At 37.8% G+C, this 22,066-nt stretch carries 25 protein-coding genes; 15 read left to right on the forward strand and 10 right to left on the reverse strand.

Annotated features, from left to right (window positions below; translation table 11 throughout):
• Positions 1–128: 128 nt before the first annotated feature.
• Together BLR60_RS12195 and BLR60_RS12200 are read right to left on the reverse strand one after the other, a co-directional pair.
• Complete coding sequence (locus BLR60_RS12195) at positions 129–308, reverse strand: hypothetical protein (RefSeq protein WP_090500170.1); 180 nt, start codon at positions 306–308, stop codon at positions 129–131.
• Positions 309–625: 317 nt separating this feature from the next.
• Positions 626–964: an MmcQ/YjbR family DNA-binding protein gene (locus tag BLR60_RS12200; RefSeq protein WP_090500171.1), complete on the reverse strand. Its 339-nt coding sequence runs from the start codon at positions 962–964 to the stop codon at positions 626–628.
• Positions 965–1,270: 306 nt separating this feature from the next.
• Between BLR60_RS12200 and mnmD the strand changes: the two genes are divergently transcribed.
• From mnmD to BLR60_RS12235, 7 genes are all read left to right on the forward strand, one after another.
• Positions 1,271–1,939 (forward strand): tRNA (5-methylaminomethyl-2-thiouridine)(34)-methyltransferase MnmC2, encoded by a 669-nt coding sequence (gene mnmD / locus BLR60_RS12205; protein ID WP_090500172.1) that lies wholly within the window; start codon positions 1,271–1,273, stop codon positions 1,937–1,939.
• Positions 1,940–2,156: 217 nt separating this feature from the next.
• Positions 2,157–3,104 carry an aldo/keto reductase gene (locus BLR60_RS12210; RefSeq protein ID WP_090500174.1) on the forward strand — a complete coding sequence of 316 codons (948 nt, stop codon included), beginning with the start codon at positions 2,157–2,159 and terminating at the stop codon, positions 3,102–3,104.
• 30 nt (positions 3,105–3,134) lie between these two features.
• Complete coding sequence (locus tag BLR60_RS12215) at positions 3,135–4,292, forward strand: AI-2E family transporter (RefSeq protein ID WP_244155648.1); 1,158 nt, start codon at positions 3,135–3,137, stop codon at positions 4,290–4,292.
• 1 nt (position 4,293) lies between these two features.
• Positions 4,294–4,590, forward strand: coding sequence for a hypothetical protein (locus BLR60_RS12220; RefSeq protein ID WP_090500176.1), 297 nt, complete (start codon positions 4,294–4,296; stop codon positions 4,588–4,590).
• Positions 4,591–4,603: 13 nt separating this feature from the next.
• Positions 4,604–5,053 carry a DoxX family protein gene (locus tag BLR60_RS12225; RefSeq protein WP_090500178.1) on the forward strand — a complete coding sequence of 150 codons (450 nt, stop codon included), beginning with the start codon at positions 4,604–4,606 and terminating at the stop codon, positions 5,051–5,053.
• Positions 5,054–5,073: 20 nt separating this feature from the next.
• Positions 5,074–5,880: a nucleoside triphosphate pyrophosphohydrolase gene (mazG, locus tag BLR60_RS12230; RefSeq protein ID WP_090500180.1), complete on the forward strand. Its 807-nt coding sequence runs from the start codon at positions 5,074–5,076 to the stop codon at positions 5,878–5,880.
• A gap of 75 nt (positions 5,881–5,955) precedes the next feature.
• On the forward strand, positions 5,956–7,080 hold the full coding sequence (locus BLR60_RS12235) for an ATP-binding protein (RefSeq protein WP_090500182.1): 1,125 nt from the start codon (positions 5,956–5,958) through the stop codon (positions 7,078–7,080).
• Here BLR60_RS12235 and BLR60_RS12240 read toward each other — a convergent pair.
• Positions 7,075–7,458, reverse strand: a complete 384-nt coding sequence (locus BLR60_RS12240) for a YchJ family protein (RefSeq protein ID WP_244155649.1) — start codon at positions 7,456–7,458, stop codon at positions 7,075–7,077. The genes BLR60_RS12235 and BLR60_RS12240 overlap by 6 nt on opposite strands.
• Positions 7,459–7,532: 74 nt before the next feature.
• Here BLR60_RS12240 and BLR60_RS12245 point away from each other — a divergent pair, with 74 nt between their 5' ends.
• Positions 7,533–8,333: a tRNA pseudouridine synthase A gene (locus tag BLR60_RS12245; protein ID WP_090500184.1), complete on the forward strand. Its 801-nt coding sequence runs from the start codon at positions 7,533–7,535 to the stop codon at positions 8,331–8,333.
• 36 nt (positions 8,334–8,369) lie between these two features.
• On the forward strand, positions 8,370–8,816 hold the full coding sequence (locus BLR60_RS12250; protein WP_090500186.1) for a hypothetical protein: 447 nt from the start codon (positions 8,370–8,372) through the stop codon (positions 8,814–8,816).
• Between the two features lie 122 nt (positions 8,817–8,938).
• Here the strand turns inward: BLR60_RS12250 and BLR60_RS12255 are convergent, their stop codons facing one another.
• Positions 8,939–10,159 (reverse strand): ABC transporter permease, encoded by a 1,221-nt coding sequence (locus BLR60_RS12255; protein WP_090500188.1) that lies wholly within the window; start codon positions 10,157–10,159, stop codon positions 8,939–8,941.
• Between the two features lie 292 nt (positions 10,160–10,451).
• Here BLR60_RS12255 and BLR60_RS12260 point away from each other — a divergent pair, with 292 nt between their 5' ends.
• On the forward strand, positions 10,452–11,603 hold the full coding sequence (locus BLR60_RS12260) for an exo-beta-N-acetylmuramidase NamZ family protein (protein ID WP_394333569.1): 1,152 nt from the start codon (positions 10,452–10,454) through the stop codon (positions 11,601–11,603).
• A 138-nt stretch (positions 11,604–11,741) separates the two neighbouring features.
• The gene (locus BLR60_RS12265; RefSeq protein WP_090500192.1) at positions 11,742–11,948 is read left to right on the forward strand and encodes a hypothetical protein; all 207 of its coding nucleotides are present in this window, start codon (positions 11,742–11,744) and stop codon (positions 11,946–11,948) included.
• A gap of 1 nt (position 11,949) precedes the next feature.
• Here BLR60_RS12265 and BLR60_RS12270 read toward each other — a convergent pair whose 3' ends face one another.
• Positions 11,950–13,836, reverse strand: coding sequence for a PAS domain-containing sensor histidine kinase (locus BLR60_RS12270; RefSeq protein WP_090500194.1), 1,887 nt, complete (start codon positions 13,834–13,836; stop codon positions 11,950–11,952).
• Between the two features lie 31 nt (positions 13,837–13,867).
• Positions 13,868–14,911: a DNA topoisomerase IB gene (locus BLR60_RS12275; protein WP_090500196.1), complete on the reverse strand. Its 1,044-nt coding sequence runs from the start codon at positions 14,909–14,911 to the stop codon at positions 13,868–13,870.
• Between the two features lie 89 nt (positions 14,912–15,000).
• Between BLR60_RS12275 and fmt the strand changes: the two genes are divergently transcribed.
• Entirely contained in the window at positions 15,001–15,909 is a 909-nt protein-coding gene (gene fmt, locus BLR60_RS12280; RefSeq protein ID WP_090500198.1) for a methionyl-tRNA formyltransferase, read from the forward strand.
• A gap of 489 nt (positions 15,910–16,398) precedes the next feature.
• On the opposite strand, the gene BLR60_RS12285 is transcribed toward fmt, so the two are convergent.
• Positions 16,399–17,238 (reverse strand): aminotransferase class IV, encoded by an 840-nt coding sequence (locus BLR60_RS12285; protein ID WP_090500200.1) that lies wholly within the window; start codon positions 17,236–17,238, stop codon positions 16,399–16,401.
• A gap of 3 nt (positions 17,239–17,241) precedes the next feature.
• Positions 17,242–18,270, reverse strand: a complete 1,029-nt coding sequence (locus BLR60_RS12290; protein ID WP_090500203.1) for an RluA family pseudouridine synthase — start codon at positions 18,268–18,270, stop codon at positions 17,242–17,244.
• Between the two features lie 105 nt (positions 18,271–18,375).
• Here BLR60_RS12290 and BLR60_RS12295 point away from each other — a divergent pair, with 105 nt between their 5' ends.
• Both BLR60_RS12295 and BLR60_RS12300 read left to right on the forward strand, forming a co-directional pair.
• Positions 18,376–19,407, forward strand: coding sequence for a DUF6588 family protein (locus BLR60_RS12295; RefSeq protein WP_090500205.1), 1,032 nt, complete (start codon positions 18,376–18,378; stop codon positions 19,405–19,407).
• Between the two features lie 65 nt (positions 19,408–19,472).
• The gene (locus BLR60_RS12300) at positions 19,473–20,342 is read left to right on the forward strand and encodes a 1-aminocyclopropane-1-carboxylate deaminase/D-cysteine desulfhydrase (RefSeq protein WP_090500207.1); all 870 of its coding nucleotides are present in this window, start codon (positions 19,473–19,475) and stop codon (positions 20,340–20,342) included.
• Here the strand turns inward: BLR60_RS12300 and BLR60_RS25315 are convergent.
• Positions 20,339–20,500: a winged helix-turn-helix transcriptional regulator gene (locus tag BLR60_RS25315; protein WP_262502285.1), complete on the reverse strand. Its 162-nt coding sequence runs from the start codon at positions 20,498–20,500 to the stop codon at positions 20,339–20,341. The two genes, BLR60_RS12300 and BLR60_RS25315, sit on opposite strands and share 4 nt — an antisense overlap.
• A 7-nt stretch (positions 20,501–20,507) precedes the next feature.
• Positions 20,508–20,681, reverse strand: coding sequence for a winged helix-turn-helix transcriptional regulator (locus tag BLR60_RS25445; RefSeq protein WP_394333567.1), 174 nt, complete (start codon positions 20,679–20,681; stop codon positions 20,508–20,510).
• Positions 20,682–20,839: 158 nt separating this feature from the next.
• On the opposite strand from BLR60_RS25445, the gene BLR60_RS12310 reads away from it, so the two are divergent.
• A complete protein-coding gene (locus BLR60_RS12310) occupies positions 20,840–21,370 on the forward strand; it encodes an NAD(P)H-dependent oxidoreductase (protein ID WP_090500208.1) in 531 nt (176 codons plus the stop codon).
• The last annotated feature ends 696 nt before the right edge of the window (positions 21,371–22,066 follow it).

Consider the following 22,066-nt stretch of genomic DNA (forward strand, 5'->3'; position numbering starts at 1 on the left):
ACACTAGCTACCATCACTTAGATCAAAAATACCAGGCTTTTGTTTTGGAATTGAGAGCCTGTTTAAAAATTAAATAAATTTATTTCGTATGTTAGTCTGAGGGATGATTTATTTAATAAAAATCAATATTACTGAGGTATAATTGATTTCTTTTGCCAAACACCACGGTCTTGCCTCGGCTCGCCGCCGCCGAAGGGCTCTTTCTTTTTGGCATCAAAAAGAATCAAAACCGAGGCATTGCCGAGCTCATTAATACAAATGAAACAAGGGAAAACCGTTAATAAAATGCCGGCTGAAAATTTATTCATTTGTTTATATAGCTTTTAGCGGTATTCATGAGGGCTACGCCGTTTTCTTTTGAAGCCAGTTGTACGGCCAGAATAGTGCAGCCCGAAAAATTTGTTAGGCCGGATTTAAGTAGAACGGGGATACCCTGCTATGGCCTAGCTGGATGGAAATGCGAAAGTAATTAAAATCCTGATTAATAATAATTTATAAATAACGTCATTGATAGCGCAGGCGAAAACCATTTCAACGTATTAATAAAGCAATCGACTAAGCCCAATGTGACAGCAAAAGGCCATTTATATTTGTTGTAAAAATTTAAACAGGCTCTGAGTAAAATTTAAGTATACTTAGCCTGTGTTTTCTTCGGTAATTTAGCTAAAACCATCGCCCTGGAATCGGCAACCCTACTTTTTAGCTCTTTATCGTTCAACACCTCTAAATTCTCGATCTGGATCCATTGTCGCTTTGCCATATGATAGGCCTGCTCAATGCCATCTCTGGCAGCGAGTTCGTCAAATTCATCCGGATTACATTTGATCGAAAAACGGTTACCCTCATCAATAGCAATAATGACATAGATTTTCTCTTCTATCATAAAACACAGATGGTCCCATTTCATACCCTCAGTAGTACCGGGCAAACTCAAACAATATTCTCTGAACGATTCTATATCCATATTTTAGGGTTTAGGGTTTAGGGTTTAGGGTTTAGGGTTTAGGGTAAAACCAAAGCTAAGTACAAAAGATTAAAGGTTAAAGAAAAAAGTCAGAAGTTCGGAGTACGATGATTAAATAGCTTAAACTTGGATTTGTTAAATGACTGGGCTGGTAAATAAATTGGAAAGTCGGAGATCGATGATGAAGTTGGAAAGCCGAAAATCAGACCTAAAGATAAAACACACTAATTTATCCTGAAACCAAGAAATCCTATTATCCTGTTTATATTTGCAACATTACCTTCAAAAATAAAATAATCCATGCTCATGAATATTATTACGCCTACTGCAGATGGTTCTAATACGCTTTATAATGAAACCATAGGTGAACATTACCATAGCAAACATGGTGCGCTACAGGAAAGCAAACACGTATTTATTGATGCCGGATTAAAATTTGCCACTATTGATTTAAATGAGATTTCGGTTCTGGAAGTTGGTTTTGGCACCGGATTGAATTTTATTTTAAGTTTCGAATATTGTGCTGCAAATAATATTAAACTGAACTACACCAGTATTGAAGCTTTTCCGCTTACTATAGATACAATAAAGCAAACAGGTTATGCGGCCTATGTTGCTGAAGAGATATGGACTGGCTTTATCTCAAACTATCCAGCGGCATTAAAATCACCTCAAACATTACTTCCGCATTGCACGTTAGAAATTCCGCATACTACATTGGTCGAATACCGCAACGATAAGCAATTTGACCTGATTTATTACGATGCGTTTTCTGTACAGCACCAACCCGAAATGTGGAGTGATGAAATTATTGCACACACATGCAGCTTTTTAAAGCCTGGTGGTACTTTTGTTACCTATGCCATTACCGGCAAACTAAAAAGGGCTCTTAAAGCATGCGGATTTACCATAGAGAAACTACCTGGTGCCCCCGGAAAAAGAGAAATGTTGCGAGCGTTTAAAGTTGAAGGTTAAATAGTCAGAGGTCGGATGTCCGAAAGTCCGAAGTAAAAATTCTGAGAAAAACAGCGTCATTTAAGTCTGGTTGGTGAAAAGTAGTCGCCAACGCTATGCGCGCTCCGCTAATCTATTGCTTCCTTTGCAGTTAAAATAGCCTCATTTTACACCACGCAGACTGGCGTCTAAAACCAGCGCCATCTAATTTTGTTAAAAAGGTATTAACATTCATATCATGGAAAAAATAACCTTAGGAAAAACAGATTTAGATATTGCACCAATCGTATTCGGAGGAAATGTTTTTGGCTGGACGATTGATGAAAAGAAATCATTTGAGATATTAGACCAATTTGTAGCAAATGGCTTCAATTTTATCGATACGGCCGATGTATATTCGCGTTGGGTACCCGGCAATAATGGCGGCGAATCGGAAACGATTATTGGTAACTGGCTAAAAAAACAGCACAAACGCCACGACATTGTTATCGCAACCAAAGTGGGCTCAGATATGGGGCAAGGCAAATCGTTGAAGAAAGATTATATCATCAACGAAGTAGAACATTCTTTATCGCGCTTGCAAACTGATTATATCGATCTTTATTTTTCTCACTTTGATGATGAAAGCACACCGGTCGAGGAAACATTAAGTGCCTACGAAACTTTAATCAAGGCGGGTAAAGTCCGATGGATTGGCGCATCTAATTTTTCGGCCGACCGACTTAAAGAATCTCTAATTTATTCCACGAAACATGGTTTACCGAGTTACCAAGTTTACCAAACAGGATATAACCTTTACGACAGAGCAGACTTTGAGCAGGAACATGAAAAAATCTGTAAGGATTATGGCTTGGGCGTTGTGGTTTATTATTCGCTGGCCAGTGGCTTTTTGACCGGGAAATACCGTAGCGAAAACGACCTGAACAAAAGCCAGCGCGGTGGGGGCGTTAAAAAATTTCTGAATGAACGTGGCTTTAAGATTTTAGCAGCCCTGGATCAGGTTGCAGCGCAACATGGTGTTGAGCTAGCTTCGGTAGCCTTGGCCTGGTTAATTCAGCATCCTTCAATTACCGCGCCGATTGCAAGTGTTACCGACTTAAATCAATTAAAATCTTTTACTGAAGCCGCTAACTTAATATTATCCGCAGAAGATATTTCACTTCTAGATCAAGCGAGTAACTATTAAAATAATCTCTTATATTTAGATGCCCGATTAATGAAACAATTATTCGGGCATTTTGTATTAAACAGGATTTTAAAACATATGAAAGATAAATTATCATTTCTACCCAAATTGGCATTGGTTCTTTTCTGTTTAATCAGTTTAACTTACATCGCCATTTTAGGTCACTCTTTACTGGCTCCCTTACTCTTCTCTTTTTTGATGGCCATCTTATTATTGCCTGTAGGTAATTTTCTGGAACACCGGCTAAAATTCAAAAGGAGCTTATCAACCCTGCTCTCAGTAATTTTGATGATTGCTGTAATTGGCGGGATTGTATACTTTTTTGGCAATCAACTCAGCGATTTATGGGCAGATTGGCCTTTACTGAAAGAGAAAGCAAATGTTTCTTATCATGAACTCCAAAAATGGATTTCGCATACTTTCGGTATAAATTCTCAGAAACAACTTAGTTATTTAAATGATAGTACAGAAAAAGCCTTAGCTACCAGTGCTGCAATTGTAGCTACAACCCTATCTACCCTATCATCTACCCTATTGTTTTTAGGTTTCACCTTACTATTTACTTTCTTTATTTTAAACTACCGCAGGGTTTTATTTACTTTTTTAACTTCTGTTTTTAGTGAAGAACATAAAGAAAAAGTGTCAGAAATTGTAAGCCAGATTCAGTATATCATAAAAAAATACATCATAGGTTTATTCTTACAAATGCTCATTGTTACGGTATTAATGATTACCGTACTGAGTTTATTGGGCGTTAAATATGCTGTTCTATTGGGCCTGGTAGCGGGTATTTTTAATGTGGTTCCTTATTTGGGCATATTCTTCGCGCTGCTGGTAAGCAGCCTGATTACTTTCGCCACTGCAGGTGCTGGTAAAGTGCTGCTGGTTTTGATTGCATTTGTTGGGGTACATGCCATAGATGGAAATGTACTAATGCCATTAGTGGTAGGCTCTAAAGTAAAAATAAATGCCTTATTTGCCTTTATCGGTATTGTGGTTGGCGAGATGATCTGGGGCATATCGGGCATGTTTTTATGCATTCCTTATCTGGCCATTTTAAAAATAATCTTTGATAGAGTTGATAGTTTAAAACCATGGGGCATATTAATGGGCGAAGAACATAAACCCGATAAAAAGAAACGGGTTTACCGGATTACAAAAAAGATTAAATTAGAAGAAAAAGATTAAAATGGCCGAAAACAGATCGCCTCATATTTTAAGCACTTTGGCCAATCTCCTGGGTATTTGCTTTATTGTGCTTACTTCCCTGAAAAAACTTGCACTCAATGATGGCTCTTTGATTGACGAATTTGCTGTGGCAGCTGTAATGTTTTTTATGGCCAGCTGTATCTTATCTTTTATCTCGATGAGAAGACAAAGAATGACAAACCAGCGGTTAGAAAAAGCCGCCGATTTCATCTTTTTATCAGGTCTGTTGGTATTGTTTATTGCTACCATTTTAATTGCATTCAATTTAATAAAGTAAATTAGCTCCTTAAATGAAACCTTTATTTGTACTCGTAATCGTTTATGTTGCGCTATTGGCTTTTGGCACACATACCACCTTTGATAAAGGAGATATCTTTGCAGGCAATATGGCTATGGCTGCGATGCTACTGTTTACTGCTATTGGCCATTTCAAATTTAAAACCAGTATGGCCGCCATGGTTCCACTGTTCATTCCTAAAAAAGTAGAACTTGTACTGTTAACAGGGGTTCTGGAAATTTTATTTGCAATCGGACTGGCGATACCCAGCACCCGTTATTTCACCGGAATAGCATTAATTATTTTTTTTATAGCCATTCTACCAGCAAATATCTACGCAGCCAAAAACAGAATCAACTATGAAGATTTGTATAAACCAGGTCCCGGACCAAAATATTTATGGTTCAGAATTCCTTTTCAGCTTTTCTTAATCGTTTGGGTTTGGTACTTTAGCGTTCGATAAATTTAGTTCAACTATAAAACATGCCTAATAACCCGATTCCTGCAAGCGCCAATAATCCAGCTGATGCCTTTACCCGTTTACTTACCGTTTTAGATACACTGCGTACACAATGTCCATGGGATAAAAAACAGACCATGGAAACACTGCGCCATTTAACCATAGAAGAAACTTATGAGTTAAGTGATGCCATTTTAGACGGCGATTTAGACGAAATTAAAAAGGAACTTGGTGATGTAATGATGCATCTGGTTTTTTATGCCAGAATTGCTTCCGAAACCAACGATTTTAACATTACCGATGTTTTAAATGGCGTTTGCAATAAACTAGTAAACCGGCACCCACATATTTATGGAGATGTTGAAGTGCAGAATGAAGACGACGTTAAACGCAATTGGGAGCAGATTAAACTGAAAGAAGGCAACAAATCTGTGTTGGCAGGTGTTCCATCGTCGCTACCCGCTTTAGTTAAAGCTGCCCGGATTCAGGAAAAAGCCCGCGGAGTGGGTTTTGATTGGGAAGATAAAAATCAGGTTTGGGAAAAGGTAGAGGAAGAACTGCAGGAATTTAAAACCGAATTTAATGTTACCGATAATACTGCAATCGATCTGGAAAAAGCGGAATCAGAATTTGGAGATGTACTTTTTTCTTTGATCAATTATGCCCGTTTCATCAACATTAATCCAGAGAACGCCTTGGAAAAAACCAATAAAAAATTTATTAAACGTTTTCAATACCTCGAAAACAAAGCAAAAGAAAATGGAAAAGCATTAGCTGATATGACACTTGCAGAAATGGATGTATATTGGAATGAAGCGAAGAAAATATAGCTAAAAAGAGTAAATTCGCAAATTTAATATAAATTTTGCGAATGTATTCGCAAAATTTATATTAAATTTGCGAATATGATTTCCAGGGCAATTTCAAGTTTTATCAAGAAACAGTTAAAAGATAATAAAGCTATTATTCTTTTAGGACCAAGGCAAGTGGGAAAAAGTACGCTTTTAAACCAACTATCTTCCGAATTTGCTAAACCAGTTATGTGGTGGAATGGTGATGATGCAGACGTTAGGACAATACTGACCAATACTACTGCTACATCATTAAGGGCTCTTCTGGGAAAATCAAAAACACTGGTAATTGATGAAGCACAAAGAATCGATAATATTGGACTTTCTATAAAATTAATTATTGATCAACTTAAAGATGTAAAAGTAATCGCTACAGGTTCTTCGGCTTTCGAGTTGGCAAATCATATTAATGAACCACTTACCGGTAGAAAATGGGAATATCATCTTTTTCCTTTTTCATTTGAAGAAATGGTGGATGAACAAGGCCTCCTCATCGAAAGAAGGTTATTAAACCATCGTTTGGTTTATGGATACTATCCAGAAATCGTGAACAATCCAGGTGGAGAAGAAATACGTCTAAAGCAATTATCTGATAGCTATTTATATAAAGATGTTTTAATTTGGGAAAAAATACAAAAGCCGGATAAGATGGAAAAATTAATCCAGGCTTTGGCTTTCCAGGTTGGCAATGAAGTATCATATAACGAATTGGGGCAGTTATCAGGATTGGATAATCAGACAACAGAAAAATATATTGATCTGCTCGAAAAAGCTTTCATTGTGTTCAGATTGGGTTCTTTGAGCAGAAATTTAAGAAATGAGTTAAAGAAAAGCAGAAAGATTTACTTTTACGACAACGGGATCAGAAATGCTGTAATTAATCAATTTAGTCCGGCAGAATTAAGACAGGATATTGGTGCCCTTTGGGAAAATTTCGTTATTAGTGAGCGGGTTAAACTTCTTGCCTACAAACAGATCAATTGCAACCAATACTTTTGGCGTACACATGCCCAACAGGAAATAGATTACATTGAAGAAAGAAATGGATTGATGAATGCTTACGAATTTAAATGGAATCCAAAAGCTAATGTAAAATTTCCAAAAACATTTTTGGAGGCTTATGATAATGTAGAAACAAAAGTAATTACACCAGATAATGTAAGTGAGTTTTTGCTATAAATAATACACCCCATCTACATAATACCATTGCCCGTATTCTAACCTGAAATTAGATTTTTCATGCAATACTTCGGTCTGAAATTTTTTATTCAGGTAATAGGCCTTAAACTCTACCACATCAAAAGCCGAAAAAACAATCTCCAGTTTTAGCCATTTGGTATTTTTCGCACTGCTTAAATAACCGCTTTTAGAATGGTTCTTTCTTTTACTACTATGCGTAGTTTCAAAAAGATAATCTGCATCAGCGACTACAAAAGCTGAATATCTCGAACGCATTAAAGCTTCTGCTGTTGGTGCTGTTTTCGTTTTTAAATGATACGGCTGGCAACAAAGCTGAAAAGTTATTCCACTTCCACAGGGACAGTTTATTGGATGCATGATTAAAATTTAAGGCACAAAAATATGATTTAATATTCCTGCTGCTAAAAATTCCGTAAAATTGCAGCAGAATAATGAGGTATTTCTTTCACATTGCCTATCAAGGCCAGTACTTTAGCGGGTGGCAAAAACAACCCGGAGTTAAAAGCGTTCAGGAAGTTATAGAACAAACGCTATCGAAGATTTTAAAATCGCCAACTGCCATTAACGGCTGTGGACGTACCGATGCTCACGTTCATGCCAGTCAATTTTTCTTCCATGCTGACATTGAAAAGGAGATTGATTTCGATCTGCTTTTTATTTTAAACAAGGCTTTACCCTATAACATTGCCGTATTCGACATTATTAAAATGGAAGGTAAACCACATGCCCGTTTCGATGCCGTACAGCGCAAATATGACTATTTTGTCCATACCTATAAAGATCCATTTTTAAGTACCCAAAGCTCTTTTTACCTTCTAAACCACTTAGATTTTGATAAAATGAAGGCGGTGGTAAAATTATTGCCTCAATATAAAGATTACCGGGCTTTCTGTACACATCCCGATAAATATGAACATACCTTATGCAATGTAATGGAAGCCGATTTATTTGTAAACGCAAAGGGCGACAGGTTAAGGTTTCATATTGCCAGCAACCGGTTTTTGGGCAAAATGATCCGCTTGATTATGGGCAAAATTTTAATGGTTGGCAAGGGAGAACTCAGTTTTGAGGAATTTGAAAGCGAACTGATTACCCTTAAACCTTCAAAACTATCATTACCTGCCCATCCAACCGGCCTGTACCTTTCAAAGGTCACTTATCCGTATTTAAACCTCGAACCACGGCCAGAATTTATCCACAGTACCCAAGGTATAGAATGGATTTCGATTTAACTGTAGCATTTTCATTTTTAACTTCGTTTAAGGAGTATGAAAGTCCAAATCTGTATTTTCCTCTTCGTCCTGATTTTAGCTTTAGGCTGTAACAAATCTACAAACGTAGATGTTTTACTGGATGGTCATTATACTGGTGTTCTGGTCATCACCAATAGTGCTAAATCTGTACCTGAAACCCGGCCAATTTCGATTTCTTTACGGGATGGCAAATTTGATATTACACCAGGCGCAAATGCTAACTTAAAACCACTGAGCGGGAAAGGATCCTATACTTTCAAAAATGGCATTGGCTATTTTGACGATGAAGGTGCCTGGACGGCAGATTTTGATTGGAATATGATTTTAAATGGCGAATACGATATCAGAAGCAGCGGTGTGGATTTAACCCTGAGAAAAAGGTTCGATAAAAAAGCAGACTTTTCTCCTGCTACCTCCTACGCTACCATAGATTATGAATATATTTTAAAAAGAAGCAATTAGTTGGTATAGATTATTTGTTCAAAATTAATCAATAGCCGAACCTTAATTGAAGGTTGAGCAACAAGAGCTTAGTTTAGGTTGCTTGGGCATCGGGAATTGATCTGACCGGTGCCCCAAGTTTTTTATTTAAACCTAATGGCCTTAAGTGGTGAAACCTTGCTGATCAATAACGATGGAATAACCAAAACGGTTAAACAAACCACAACCGTAACAATATTAAGCAGCAACACATCAATAAAATGAAATTCTATAGGTGCATAAGCTAAAAAGTAAGACGCCTGATTAAGCTTAAAAATGTGCGTAGACTGCTGTAAAAAACCAAGCCCCAAGCCCAGAATATTACCTAGTAACAAGCCAATACCGATTAAATAAGCAGCGTTGTAAAGGAAAATTTTCATAATGCTCCAGTTGCTTGCGCCAAAAGATTTTAGCATCCCGATCATATTGGTTTTTTCCAGAATCATAATCAACAATGCCGTAATCATGTTAATTACACCTACAATGAGCATCAGGATTAACAATACTTTGGTATTCACATCAAGAAGGCCTAACCAGGTAAAAATATTAGGAAAATTTTCTTCAATGGAATAGGAACGCAAATTACGTGGGAGACTTTGATAAATATCATCGGAAATGGGTTTAAGCCGCTTAAAATCCTTAATTCTGATTTCTATACCACCAATTTCATTAGCTTTCCAGTTATTTAAGCGTTTAATGATATTCAGGTTGCCCAATACAAAACCCTTATCAATATCTTCTACACCAATGTCGTAAATACCTACAATTTTAAATTTACGGGGGCGTAACTGGTTTTGAACAAAGTACATGATAAAATCATCACCAGTTTTAAGTCTTAACCGGTTAGCTGTATAGTTTGAGATCAGCAGTTCTTGCATGGCTGCTGTACTATCAGAAAAATCGATGATGGTACCACTGATAATATGTTGTTTAATATAGTCCCATTTATAGCTTTTATCTATTCCCTTAAAATTAATGCCCTCAATTTCATTATTAGCTGATAGAATGCCGGGTTTTGTAGCAAAAGGATAATAATATTCAATATCGCGATTGTTTTTGAGCATTTTTTCCGTTTCCGCATCAGGTTTAAAAGGCGAATGTTCAAATGAATTATTCAGGTCGTAACGGGTAATCTGTATATCGCCCAAATACCCCCTTACCTTATCCTGAATCTCCGTTTTAAAACCCTTAATGATGGCTATGGAAAGAATCATAACAGCCAGGCTCAGCATCACGCCTGCTATTGCAATGCGGACAATGAGTTTTGAAAAAGTACGTTCAGATTTAATGGCTATCCGCCCTGCTATGAAATATTCGAAATTCAATTTAATCAGTTTGTATTAACAAAAATGCTCAATTCCTTTTTAAAAATGGCATTTTTGAAAATAAATAACCAACTTTAAACATCAATCATTACCTTATCACAAGAAACACCAATAGCATAAATAAAATATGCTGTAAATTGTTTTATTATAATACGGAAGATTAGCATATACTACAATGAAAAATTACATCAGCTTTGCTTTAACCAGTTTAATTACATTATCGGCCTGTGGCCAACCCAAGCCAAAGGAACAAGAGGTTTTGGGCAACAAAAGCCCCGAGAATAAAAAACTGATGATTAAAACCGCTAAGCTACCAACTGCGATTAAAACCGGTGCAGCGCAAACCGAAAAGTATCTGCCGCTATTAAAAGGTAAACGTGTGGGCATGGTGGTTAATCCTACATCAGTTATTGGTGAGCAAACATCGGTTGATAGCCTGTTGAAAAGAGGGGTAAAAATCCAGAAGATATTTGGTCCTGAGCACGGTTTTAGAGGAAATGCCAGCGCTGGCGTTACCGTTAAAGACGATGTTGATACGAAAACCGGCATAAAAGCCATCTCACTTTATGGCAAACACAGCACGCCAACAGCCGAAGATTTAGCCGACATTGATATTATGGTATTCGATATTCAGGATGTGGGTGTCCGTTTTTATACTTATATCAATACGTTGCAGCACGTTATGGAAGCCTGTGCCGCCAATAATAAAACGTTATTAATCTTAGACCGTCCAAATCCAAATGGTTATTTAATAGATGGGCCGATTTTAGATCCAAAATTTAAATCGGGCATTGGGGTACAGCCAATACCCATCGCACATGGTTTAACGGTTGGCGAATATGCACAAATGTTAAATGGCGAAGGCTGGTTGAAAGATAAGGTGAAATGCAACATTACCATTATCAAAAATGCCAATTACGACCACAACATGGAGTATACTTTACCGGTTAAGCCCTCTCCCAACTTAAATACGCAGCAATCTATTTTACTTTACCCATCAACCTGTTTATTTGAGGGTACTTATTTAAACCATGGCCGTGGAACCATGTTTCCTTTTACCATTGTTGGAGCGCCTTACCTTAAAGGTAAATTCGACTTCAGTTTTACGCCAAAAAGTATAAAAGGAATGTCTGAGACACCATTATTTCAGGATCAGGTTTGTTATGGCTTAGATCTAAGAACTTATGATACGGCTGAGCTACGCAAAAGCAAACAGATCAATTTATCGTGGTTAATTTCATTGTATCAGGCATCGCCAAAAAAAGAAGACTTTTTTAACACTAAACTGAGCAAAGAGATGGGCGTTATTGAAAGATTAGTTGGGGTTGCAGATTTCAGGCAGCAGGTAATTGACGGTAAAAGCGAAGCAGAAATAAGAGCCAGCTGGGAACCAGGCTTAAGTGCATACAAAACGATGCGTGAGAAATACTTGCTTTATAATTAATGATTGAATGACTAAATGAAAGAATGACTAAATGAGAGAAGATATTTAAACTTAATGTATTCTGATTTGTTATGAACTAAGCGAATAAAGATTTTCTTTATTTAATCATTCAAAATTTATTCATTCAACCATTATAACATGAGCGGTCCAAAAGTTAAAAGCGATAAACCTGGAAGTAATTACGAGAAAGAGGTACCAAAGGGCAGAGAACCTGTTGACCACAAAACAGTGAGAAAAGAAAACGACAGTACGCCCAATAAGCCCGTCCGGACAAATAATCCGGCTAAACAGCGTGAAAACGAAGAGCAACCTGTGCACCCCATCAAGAAAGCACCTAAAGCGTAAATTATAGTTCAGATTGTACCTGGTTGGATGATCTGAACGATTTTATTTTTAGTGCAAAGAAAAAAGTTGCTCCCTGTCCAAGCGTACTGTTTACCCAAATCCTGCCGCCCTCACTTTTTATGATTTCGGCAGAGATGTAAAGACCTAAACCCAAACCCGGGTAGGTATGTTGCAAATTACCATCTACACGGTAAAACTGATCGAAAACCAGGTGTTGCATATCCTCCGAAATACCAATCCCGTAATCTTTAATGCTTAATATTACTTCATCACTTTGGCTAAAAGTGGCAACATCAATCTGAGCAGCTTCAGTAGAATATTTAATTGCGTTAGATAAAAAATTGGTAATCACCTGCCCGATGCGTTCTTTATCGGCAAAAACGATTGCATTACTGTTTAAATTACAAATTATCTTATGTTTGGAACTGATGTACTGCATTTCATCAACAATATCGTCAACCGCAGCATCAAAATCAAATTCGACTGGATTGAAAGTCATTTTGCCCGACTGAATCTTAGTTACATCAAGCAAATCGCCAATCAGGCCTGTTAACCGATTCAACTGTAGGTCCATTTTACGTACCATAGTCGCCTTTTTTTCATCACCTTCATTGCTGATCATGCGCTCGAGCACCTGGGCATAGGCTTTAATACTGGTTACAGGTGTTTTCAGTTCGTGACTGGCAATTCCTAAAAACTCATCTTTTTGTTGTTGTAGCCGCACTAGCTTGGTCACATCCATCGCCGCATGGATAATGGCATACACTTTTCCACTCGAATCTTTTATTGGTTTATATGTAAAGGTAAACCAACGTTTTTCTTGCTTACCGCTAATATTTACCTGAAATTCTTCCTGATCAGCATGGTAAGTTGTTCCAGTTAGGTATACCTCCTTTAAAATATCAATAGACGGCTGCACGTTTAATTCAGGTATGGCTTCAGCAACAGTTTTACCAATTACGCTTTTATCCTTGCCCCAAAACCGGAGCATTTCATCGTTAGCCAGACTGATGACAATGTTTTCTGTTTCGTAGTAGGCCGTGGCCATCGGTATATCGTACATAAAATTGCGAAAACGCTCTTCGCTCCTGGCAGCCTCCATTTTTGATACCACCTGTAAGGTAATTTCGCTAGCCACTACCATAATGCCGGTAACCTCGCCATCCTGACCAAAAATAGGATCGTAAACAAAGTTGAAATAAAAATCACCTTCAACCCCATTATGCTCTAACCGGGCCATGGTTTCGTAACCATAATGGGCAACTCCGCTATCATAAACCTTTAACAAGATTTCTGGAAAAGGCTGGTCAGCAATTTCAGGCAATCCATCTAAAAGCTTTAAACCGATTACGGCTTTACTTTTCCTCCATATTTTCAACAATTCGTCATTGGCATCTTCTATAATATGATCTCTACCTCTTAAAATGCCAATGGCCACAGGCGCATCATAAATCATTTGCCTAAATAGCGCTTCACTATGTTCTACTTTAAATTTCGCATTTACCAGTTCGGTTACATCGGTAGCATTGTTTAAAATACCCCACACACTGCCATCCTGATCAAGCAGCGGTTTATAAGTAAAATCGAAATAGAAAGTTTGGAGTACATGATCATTTAATAGTACCACCTTATCTTCTTTGGCTTCATAAGGCATAGCAGTACTTCGTACCTGCTCAAGAATACTAAGAAAGGGTTGATCTTTTAACTCAGGCAACGCGAGGGCCAGTTCTTTACCAATTACCGATGCATCTCTGCCCCAGGCTTTAAGTATAGCTTTGTTAGCCACCTCAATAACCATATTTTCTCCAGTATAGAGGGCGATTGGCATTGGAGATTCTTCTATAAGTGTACTAAAGATATTGGCCTTATCGCCGGGATTAATTTGCATAATAGGATAAACAACAGATATAATTGTTTTTTTACTTACTACCTGATTTTAAAAAGGATAGTAATACCTTTTCATTGTGTTCCAAACTCACTTTACCTTTAAGCGAATGATTATTCAACTTCTTCAGGTATTTTTCAAGCTGATTGTTTTCGTAAGCCGTAAGCAAAAGCGGGTAAACGTAAGAACTTTTACATACTGCCCGGGTGTTACCTAATTTTTGAGCTACACAATCTAAAACGGCAACAATTTGTTTTTTACTGTTTAAACCTGCATTTTCATTCACCTGGCATTGGGCAAACTGCCGAAGCGCTTCGAGGGTACCACCCCAGGTCCGGAAGTCTTTTGCCGTAAAATCATCACCGGTAATTTCTTTGATATAGGCATTAATTTTACCAGAATCAATACTTTTATGTTCGCCATTGGGGGTATAAAACTGAAAAAGCTCCTGACCTGGAATATCACGGCATTTTTTAACCAATTTAGCCAGCGAACGATCATTAAGCTCTAATTTTTGCTGCACGCCCTTTTTGCCCACAAAATCCATGGTAATTTTACTCCCATTTATTTTAACATGTTTATCGCGCAGGGTGGTCAGGCCAAAAGATCCATATAGCTGTTTGTAGCTTTCATTTCCAACCCTGATCAATGTTTTTTGCAGTACATCTACCGAAATAGCCAATACCTTACGTTCGTCAAAATCTTTCCGGCGAAGGTCTTTCTGTAAGTTTTTCCGGGCTTTGGGCAGGGCCTTACCAAATTCGAGCAGACGGAAATATTTATCCTCAGCACGTCGGCTGGTCCATTTTGCATGGTACTTGTACTGTTTACGCCCCGCCGCATCAATCCCTGTAACCTGCAAATAAGCATTGGGTTTATTGGCAATCCATACGTTTTGCCATGCAGGCGGGATAACCAAGGCTTTAATCCGGTCCAGATGTTTATCTTCCGTAATTTTATTATCGTCTTTATCAACATAATAAAATTTTCCAGGTTTTCCTTTACGGTAAATACCAGGCATGGTATCAGTTACGTACACCAATCCACTTGCTTTAACAACATCTTTGCCTTGTACCATTTTTTGCCTATAAGTATGGGTTTATTTTTAGTTATTTTGCAAAACTTAAACGTGGATAGCCACGTTATTTAAAAACACAACACTTTCATATGAAAATAGTTTTCATGGGTACGCCCGATTTTGCAGTAGCCTCTTTAGATGCCTTGGTACAAGCCAATTTCGATGTAATTGCAGTAGTTACCGCGCCAGATAAGCCTGCCGGACGTGGACAAAAACTGAATGAAAGTGCAGTAAAAAAATATGCCGTGGAAAAAGGGATTCCTGTTCTGCAACCAGAAAAACTAAAGAATCCTGAATTTATTGAGGAATTAAGATCATATAAAGCCGATTTACAAGTAGTTGTGGCTTTTAGAATGTTACCGGAAGTGGTATGGAATATGCCGCCTAAAGGGACCATTAACTTACATGGATCGCTTTTACCACAATACCGTGGCGCTGCGCCGATAAATCACGCCATTATAAACGGAGAAAAAGAAAGCGGTGTAACCACTTTTTTCCTTACGCATGAAATCGATACGGGTAATATTATCCTCAGTGACCGTACGCCTATTGCTGATGATGAAACTGCTGGCGACCTACACGATAAACTAATGCACATTGGTGCCAAATTGCTGGTAAAAACACTTAAAGCCATCGAGGCTGGCGGGGTTAACGAACAACCGCAGCCACAAAGCGGCGACTTAAAACATGCACCTAAAATTTTTAAAGAGGATTGCAAAATCGACTGGAACGATCAGGCACAGAACATTTATAATTTAATCCGCGGACTAAGCCCTTACCCTACTGCCTTTACTTTTTTACATGATAAGACACTGAAGGTATTTAAGGCTGAAATAGAAAAACAGGAGCCGGGAATAGCTGCCGGAGGCTTTTTAACTGATGGTAAAACCTATTTAAAATTTGCCGCTAAAGATGGTTTTATCAAACTTTTAGATATTCAGTATGAAGGAAAAAAACGAATGCTGATTGAAGATTTCTTGAGAGGAATGCGGTTGTAATTGGGAATTTGAGTTGTCAACTTTAATGGCCATTCTGCAAGAAAGTTGACAACTCTTCTGGTCGATTTCATGAAAGCTGTTAGGTGCAGAACAGTTTAGCATAAAAGATGCTTAAATAATCCGATCGCTATCACATTAGCATGAAAACAGTATTTAATGTCGAATATTTTTTTTTGGAAAGCAGTAACAGTAGCTTTTAGGTTAATACAGCCCCGCTCCCGCTTCTGCCAATTTGAAGGAAATTGGCATCCCGCTTTGATCGGGTTTAAGTGGCGCTGTCAGTGTCTTTATCCAAAGTTAAATAAACCCGACCGACAGCGTTATCCCGATTAGGAATTGTTTCTCTTGTGAAGTAAATTTCATCGGGATTAAGCAAAGGCCGGGACTAACCGGAACCGAAGTGCCACAAGCTTTGCTTTCCAAAAAAGAAATAATGAATTAAGTAAGATCTCTCTATTCCGCTGCGCTTCAGTCGAGATGAGGGTATATTTATAAAGCATTCAGTTTTTCGATCAAAAATTTAGAAACCTCGTTAAAATAACGTTTCCTGCCATAGCCCATTACCCATTGTATGCCTTGCGTGGCGTTGGTAATAAAAACTTCTTCCGCCTCTTTTAATATTTCTGGATTGATCTGCGCCTCAATTAAAGGCATATTGTTCATTTTGCACAACTGCATAACAGCTGTACGCATTACACCACTGATACAACCCTCAGCAAGTGAAGGGGTATAAATCTGTTTATTATAGACCACAAAAACATTGGCACTGATGCTTTCACAAAGAAAACCATATTGGTTTAAGATCATGGCTTCATCCAGGCGTTGCTGGCTTTTAAAAAGTCCGGCCATAACATAAAGCAGTGCATTGGCAGTTTTAAAATTCGAGAGTTTATTAACTGGTTTAGTCATTTCGTCAAAAACATCTATGATCAAACCTTTGCTATTTAATTCATATGTGGATGCTTTTAAAGGAATACCTTCCAAAATATAACCTGCTTTATTGATTTCGGGCGTGTAAACCCCGGCTCCTCCCCTGTAAACAGACAGGCGGAAACGGACATTACCGTTCCATTTGTTGCGTTTCGCAAGATCAGCAGTCTTCTGGCGCAGAAAATAATCGTCCATTAAAGCATGTCCGTCAATTTTTAGCGCTTTCATACCCGCAATCAACCTATCTCCATGTAAATCGGCAAATTGCAGTTTGTTATTGATCATCCGCATGCTTTCGAACAATCCATCTCCAAATTTAAAACTTCTGTTCGAAGCTGTTAAAATCGGGGTATCTACAGCCAAAAATTCATCATTAAATAAAAGATAATCCTGAGACATATTTTATGATGTAGCGATATAATTTTCCCATTTGGTTAAACCGGCTTTAAAATCAGAAGGCAATGGAGATTCAAAATACATATATTCTTTAGTGGTTGGATGAATAAACCCCAAACTTTGTGCATGTAAAGCCTGGCGGGGCAGCAATTCGAAACAATTATCTACAAACTGTTTGTATTTATTAAACGTAGTACCTTTTAAAATCTTATCGCCACCATACATGGCATCGTTAAACAGCGGATGGCCAATATGTTGCATGTGCGCTCTGATCTGGTGCGTACGGCCCGTTTCGAGTTCGCAACTGATTAAAGTAACATAACCCAATCGCTTTAATACCTTATAATGCGTTACAGACCATTTTCCTTTTTCTTCATCATCGTAAATATCCATTACACGGCGGTCTTTCACACTTCTGCCAATGTAACCGGTTACCGTTCCATCATTTTCAATATCACCCCAAACCAACGCAATATATTTACGGGTAATGCTGTGGTCAAAAAACTGACGTGCAAGGTGCGTAATCGACTTTTCATTTTTACTGATCAGCAATAAGCCAGAGGTATCCTTATCAATACGGTGTACCAAGCCTGGCCTACCGTCATTACCAGGCAGTTGAGGGAGTTGTTCAAAGTGGAATGCCAAAGCATTAACCAAAGTTCCGGTATAATTGTTAAAACCTGGGTGTACAACCATGCCGGCGGCTTTATTTACAACTAAAAGATCGCTATCTTCATAAATGATATCCAATGGTAAATCTTCAGGATAAACTTCGGTATCGCGCGGTGGATGAGGTAAAACGATAGATATTTCATCATGAGGTTTAACCTTGTAACTTGCTTTGATTTGTTTCTGGTTAACCAGTACATTCCCTGCATCAATTGCATTCTGAATACGGTTTCGGGAAGCATTTTCTACGCGCACCATCAAAAATTTATCAATACGCAGCAAAGACTGCCCCTTATCAACAATAATTTTTAAATGTTCATATAATTCCTGCTCTTCTGATTCCTGCAATTCGACCACATTTTCCATGGGGGCAAAAATAAACTTTTAACTTCAAGAATTTTTCAATGATTGCAGTTTTAGGAAAAACAGCCTTATCTTTACTTATAATCAAATCATTCTAAATTTTTTAATATGAAAAAATGCTACGCTTTAAAGGCCACATGTGCCTTATTTTTATTGGTATTGACTCAAAAAGCAATTGCTCAACAAAATGTTGGCGACCTTTTTAAGTCTGGTCCTGCTGACGCGACCAAATTGGTTAATGCCTATTTCGATCCATTATACAAAGGTTTGGGCATCGGTTTAACGGATGGGTGGGGTAATACCGCAAAATCTAAAGGTTTGTTAAAATTCGACGTCCGCTTTTCAGTTTCAGGCGCCTTTGTGCCGCAATCAGCCCGAAGCTATGATGTAAATACATTAGGTCTAAATAACATCAGACCTGCAGTTGGTTCGTCATCTATAGGTCCAACTGCTTTTGGCAACGATGAGGTTGGCGGAAAAATGCAGATCTATGCCAGTAACGGACAACCTACAACATCATTTTTTAATCTTCCAAAAGGTTTAGGTTTCCATGTTGTACCTGCTGTACAGTTACAAGCTACTTTGGGTCTGTCAAAAAACATTGATGTTACTTTAAGGGCAATGCCTAAAATAAAACTGGGCAGCGATTTGGGTAGTCTATCAATGATTGGTTTTGGAGCGAAGGTAGAATTGCTACCACTATTAGTTGGGAATACTACCGAAAAACTTATTCCGGTTGATATTGCTATTGCAGGTGGTTTTACACAATATAAATACACATTGCCGTTAAACATCAATAATTCGACAGGTTCTAACCAACATATCGATGCCAGATTTAATGGCGTAAATTTTGACGCAATTGTATCAAAACAAATTTTATTTTTCACGCCATTTGCTAGTCTGGGGTATCAAACTTCCAATACTGATTTAAAGGCTTTGGGTACCTACTCTTTTGATACCGGTAATGGCCAGTCGGTAAATTATACCGACCCGATTGCAGTAAATCAAAGAGATATCAATGGCGTACGGGGAAGTTTAGGCTTTCAGTTAAAGTTTGGTTTCTTTAAGTTTTATGGTTCATATACCCAGGCAAAATACAGTATGGTTAATGCGGGTATTGGTTTAGGGATCGGTAAATAACAAACGATTAGATATAATTTTGGTTAAAAACACCTGAAATATTCAGGTGTTTTTTATTTTTACACGTGTTCGAAGAAATATATAGCCCGGTACAAAAAATAACATTTACTCCTTTCAACAACCTGTTTGTTAAACGGGACGATCTTATTGATCCTTATATTTCAGGCAATAAATGGCGCAAACTTAAATACATTTTAGCTAAGGTTGAGAAGGAAAAAAAAACACATCTGGTTACCTTTGGTGGGGCTTATTCCAATCACCTGTTAGCTACAGCCGCTGCTGCATCACGCTCCGGACTGAAATCGACCGCTTTTGTGCGTGGAGAAGAAGTAAAAAATGAGATGTTATTGCTGTGCAGTTTATTTGGGATGAAACTCGTTTTTACCGACCGTGAAAGTTATCGGGATAAACACACATTGTTTCAACAGCATTTTGCGAATGATCATCAGGCTTATTTTATTGATGAAGGCGGGGCATCTGCTGAAGCCATCATCGGCTGTGCGGAGCTAATTAAAGAACTGGCAGAACCATACGACCACATTTTTTGTGCCGCCGGAACAGGAACCACAGCGGCAGGTTTGTTAAGCGGAATTCAGCAAAACGGTTTAAATACGAAACTTCATATCATACCCGTGTTAAAAGGTGCTTCCTTTATTAAAGAGGAAATAACGAAATATACACCTCTATCGCATCACCTAATACTTCACCTTGATTATCATTTTGGCGGATATGCCAAAACCACGCCTGAACTGATTAGCTTTATCAAAACCTTTACTGCAAAAACCGGATTACTTTTAGACCCTGTTTATACCTCAAAAATGTTTTATGCCATCCAGGATTTAGCCCAACAAGGAATTATCAGTGAAGATGAAAGCGTATTGGCCATCCATACTGGAGGCCTGATAGGCCTTTTTGGTATGAAGGATAAATTTTAGGGCGTTTTTTTGCTTAAAAGAAAACTTATTTTAAAACAGGCAGTTAATTCTTGCCTTATGTTTATCTCCCAACTTTCCAGTTGTTTTATAGCAGTTTTAAGTTCGTAAGCTATTGGTGTTAGTTCGTATTCTACACGTGGCGGTACTTCGGCATACACCGTACGTTTAGCAGTTTTGTTTTCTTCCAGTTTTCGGAGCAAGCGTCAACATAGGTTCGGTAATATTAGGCAATAATTTTTTGAGCTCATCAAATCTGAGTTTGCCATTAATTAACCAGGAGCAGAAGACTGATGCCCAATTCCCTCCAATAAATATTAGCCGCATAAAACTTCCGGACATTCCTTCACTATTGCCTGTTTATTAGCAATAATGGGTCGATGTTTCCTTAACTTTAGGCATTACTTACATTTTTTATAGTACCATACAATTGGTTGCTAATATACATATTTCGGGCAAGCTATCTTATTTTTGTACCTGATAATTTTAAGACTACTGAAATGAAAACACTCATCATCGTCATTCATCCCGATATCCAAAACTCTGTGGTTAACAAAAGATGGATTAAAGAACTTGGTCAATTCCCGGATAAATTCCATGTGCATCAATTACATGAGGTTTATCCTGATGGCAAAATTAATGTGCCTGCTGAGCAAAAACTGATCGAAGAATATGAAAAAATAGTTTTTCAGTTTCCTTATTATTGGTTTAACTGCCCTGCCCTTTTTAAAAAATGGCTGGATGAAGTACTTACTCATGGTTGGGCGTATGGAAGCAAAAGCGGCTATAAAGTTGCCGGAAAGAAAATTGCACTGGCCATTTCGTTAGGTGTAGATCAGGCTGAACTCAGTCATTCCGGTATTTATAAATATCCCCTGAAAGAACTTACACGCCCTTTTGAACTATCCTTTGAATATGTTAAGGCAGATTATAGACCATTTTTCGCATACTACGGAATTGAACATAATACGTCAGCAGAATGGGTTGAAAAAAGTGTTCCGCTATACCTGGATTTTCTCGACAAATTGTAACCAATATTTAACAATGCATTATTGAATCAGTAAGTTGTCAGCTAAAGGATAAAAAAAAGCATTGATCGAGAGATTTTTTTGAATAGACGGATACTAAATCGGTTTATAGAAATGCGCTTTTTAAAAGCCTCTGAATATTCGAATTTCAGTTTAAGTTTCCAGGCGACTTGTGTTCAAGTAGGCTATAGCGTATCAGTTATTTCAGGATTCTAAGTTCTCTATCCTGAAAGCATTCTATATCATTTACCATATTCGACCAAGGGGATGGAATTTTGTTTCCCTAATAGAAGATATTTAATTTACTTTTAAACAAATGGTGGAATTTTAAAGAAAAATCCATTCACTTTCAGATAAATAATCAATGCATATTATTGAATTTAGTTATTTTAACAAACAAAATCAAGTTGTTTCCAAATTTATCTTACCTCCCATTTGAAAGGATAGAGAGCATTAACACATACTCATCGCTGTTGGGCAATTTTTAGGAAATATTAAAGGATATGGACAATGATGGGATCAAAAACAAGGATAAAATAGGGCTAAGATACCTAATATGGTAATCAAAGCAATGAACAAGAGGCTTTTGGATGAAGAGAAACGAATCTACAAAGTAAAGAGGGCCAGTTTACCTCAGATGTGGTATAATCTGCATTCCAGGGCGTAATCGCGGCATAGCACCTAAAGGTTGCTGGACAA

Source organism: Pedobacter terrae (assembly GCF_900100705.1).
GTDB lineage: Bacteria > Bacteroidota > Bacteroidia > Sphingobacteriales > Sphingobacteriaceae > Pedobacter > Pedobacter terrae.

Bases quoted from the DNA above. Each gene is read 5' to 3' on its own strand.
- BLR60_RS12195 (WP_090500170.1), bottom strand. From the start codon at position 308: ATGAATAAATTTTCAGCCGGCATTTTATTAACGGTTTTCCCTTGTTTC.
- BLR60_RS12200 (WP_090500171.1), bottom strand. From the start codon at position 964: ATGGATATAGAATCGTTCAGAGAATATTGTTTGAGTTTGCCCGGTACT.
- mnmD (WP_090500172.1), top strand. From the start codon at position 1,271: ATGAATATTATTACGCCTACTGCAGATGGTTCTAATACGCTTTATAAT.
- BLR60_RS12210 (WP_090500174.1), top strand. From the start codon at position 2,157: ATGGAAAAAATAACCTTAGGAAAAACAGATTTAGATATTGCACCAATC.
- BLR60_RS12215 (WP_244155648.1), top strand. From the start codon at position 3,135: ATGAAACAATTATTCGGGCATTTTGTATTAAACAGGATTTTAAAACAT.
- BLR60_RS12220 (WP_090500176.1), top strand. From the start codon at position 4,294: ATGGCCGAAAACAGATCGCCTCATATTTTAAGCACTTTGGCCAATCTC.
- BLR60_RS12225 (WP_090500178.1), top strand. From the start codon at position 4,604: ATGAAACCTTTATTTGTACTCGTAATCGTTTATGTTGCGCTATTGGCT.
- mazG (WP_090500180.1), top strand. From the start codon at position 5,074: ATGCCTAATAACCCGATTCCTGCAAGCGCCAATAATCCAGCTGATGCC.
- BLR60_RS12235 (WP_090500182.1), top strand. From the start codon at position 5,956: ATGATTTCCAGGGCAATTTCAAGTTTTATCAAGAAACAGTTAAAAGAT.
- BLR60_RS12240 (WP_244155649.1), bottom strand. From the start codon at position 7,458: ATGCATCCAATAAACTGTCCCTGTGGAAGTGGAATAACTTTTCAGCTT.
- BLR60_RS12245 (WP_090500184.1), top strand. From the start codon at position 7,533: ATGAGGTATTTCTTTCACATTGCCTATCAAGGCCAGTACTTTAGCGGG.
- BLR60_RS12250 (WP_090500186.1), top strand. From the start codon at position 8,370: ATGAAAGTCCAAATCTGTATTTTCCTCTTCGTCCTGATTTTAGCTTTA.
- BLR60_RS12260 (WP_394333569.1), top strand. From the start codon at position 10,452: ATGATTAAAACCGCTAAGCTACCAACTGCGATTAAAACCGGTGCAGCG.
- BLR60_RS12265 (WP_090500192.1), top strand. From the start codon at position 11,742: ATGAGCGGTCCAAAAGTTAAAAGCGATAAACCTGGAAGTAATTACGAG.
- BLR60_RS12270 (WP_090500194.1), bottom strand. From the start codon at position 13,836: ATGCAAATTAATCCCGGCGATAAGGCCAATATCTTTAGTACACTTATA.
- BLR60_RS12275 (WP_090500196.1), bottom strand. From the start codon at position 14,911: ATGGTACAAGGCAAAGATGTTGTTAAAGCAAGTGGATTGGTGTACGTA.
- fmt (WP_090500198.1), top strand. From the start codon at position 15,001: ATGAAAATAGTTTTCATGGGTACGCCCGATTTTGCAGTAGCCTCTTTA.
- BLR60_RS12285 (WP_090500200.1), bottom strand. From the start codon at position 17,238: ATGTCTCAGGATTATCTTTTATTTAATGATGAATTTTTGGCTGTAGAT.
- BLR60_RS12290 (WP_090500203.1), bottom strand. From the start codon at position 18,270: ATGGAAAATGTGGTCGAATTGCAGGAATCAGAAGAGCAGGAATTATAT.
- BLR60_RS12295 (WP_090500205.1), top strand. From the start codon at position 18,376: ATGAAAAAATGCTACGCTTTAAAGGCCACATGTGCCTTATTTTTATTG.
- BLR60_RS25445 (WP_394333567.1), bottom strand. From the start codon at position 20,681: ATGTCCGGAAGTTTTATGCGGCTAATATTTATTGGAGGGAATTGGGCA.
- BLR60_RS12310 (WP_090500208.1), top strand. From the start codon at position 20,840: ATGAAAACACTCATCATCGTCATTCATCCCGATATCCAAAACTCTGTG.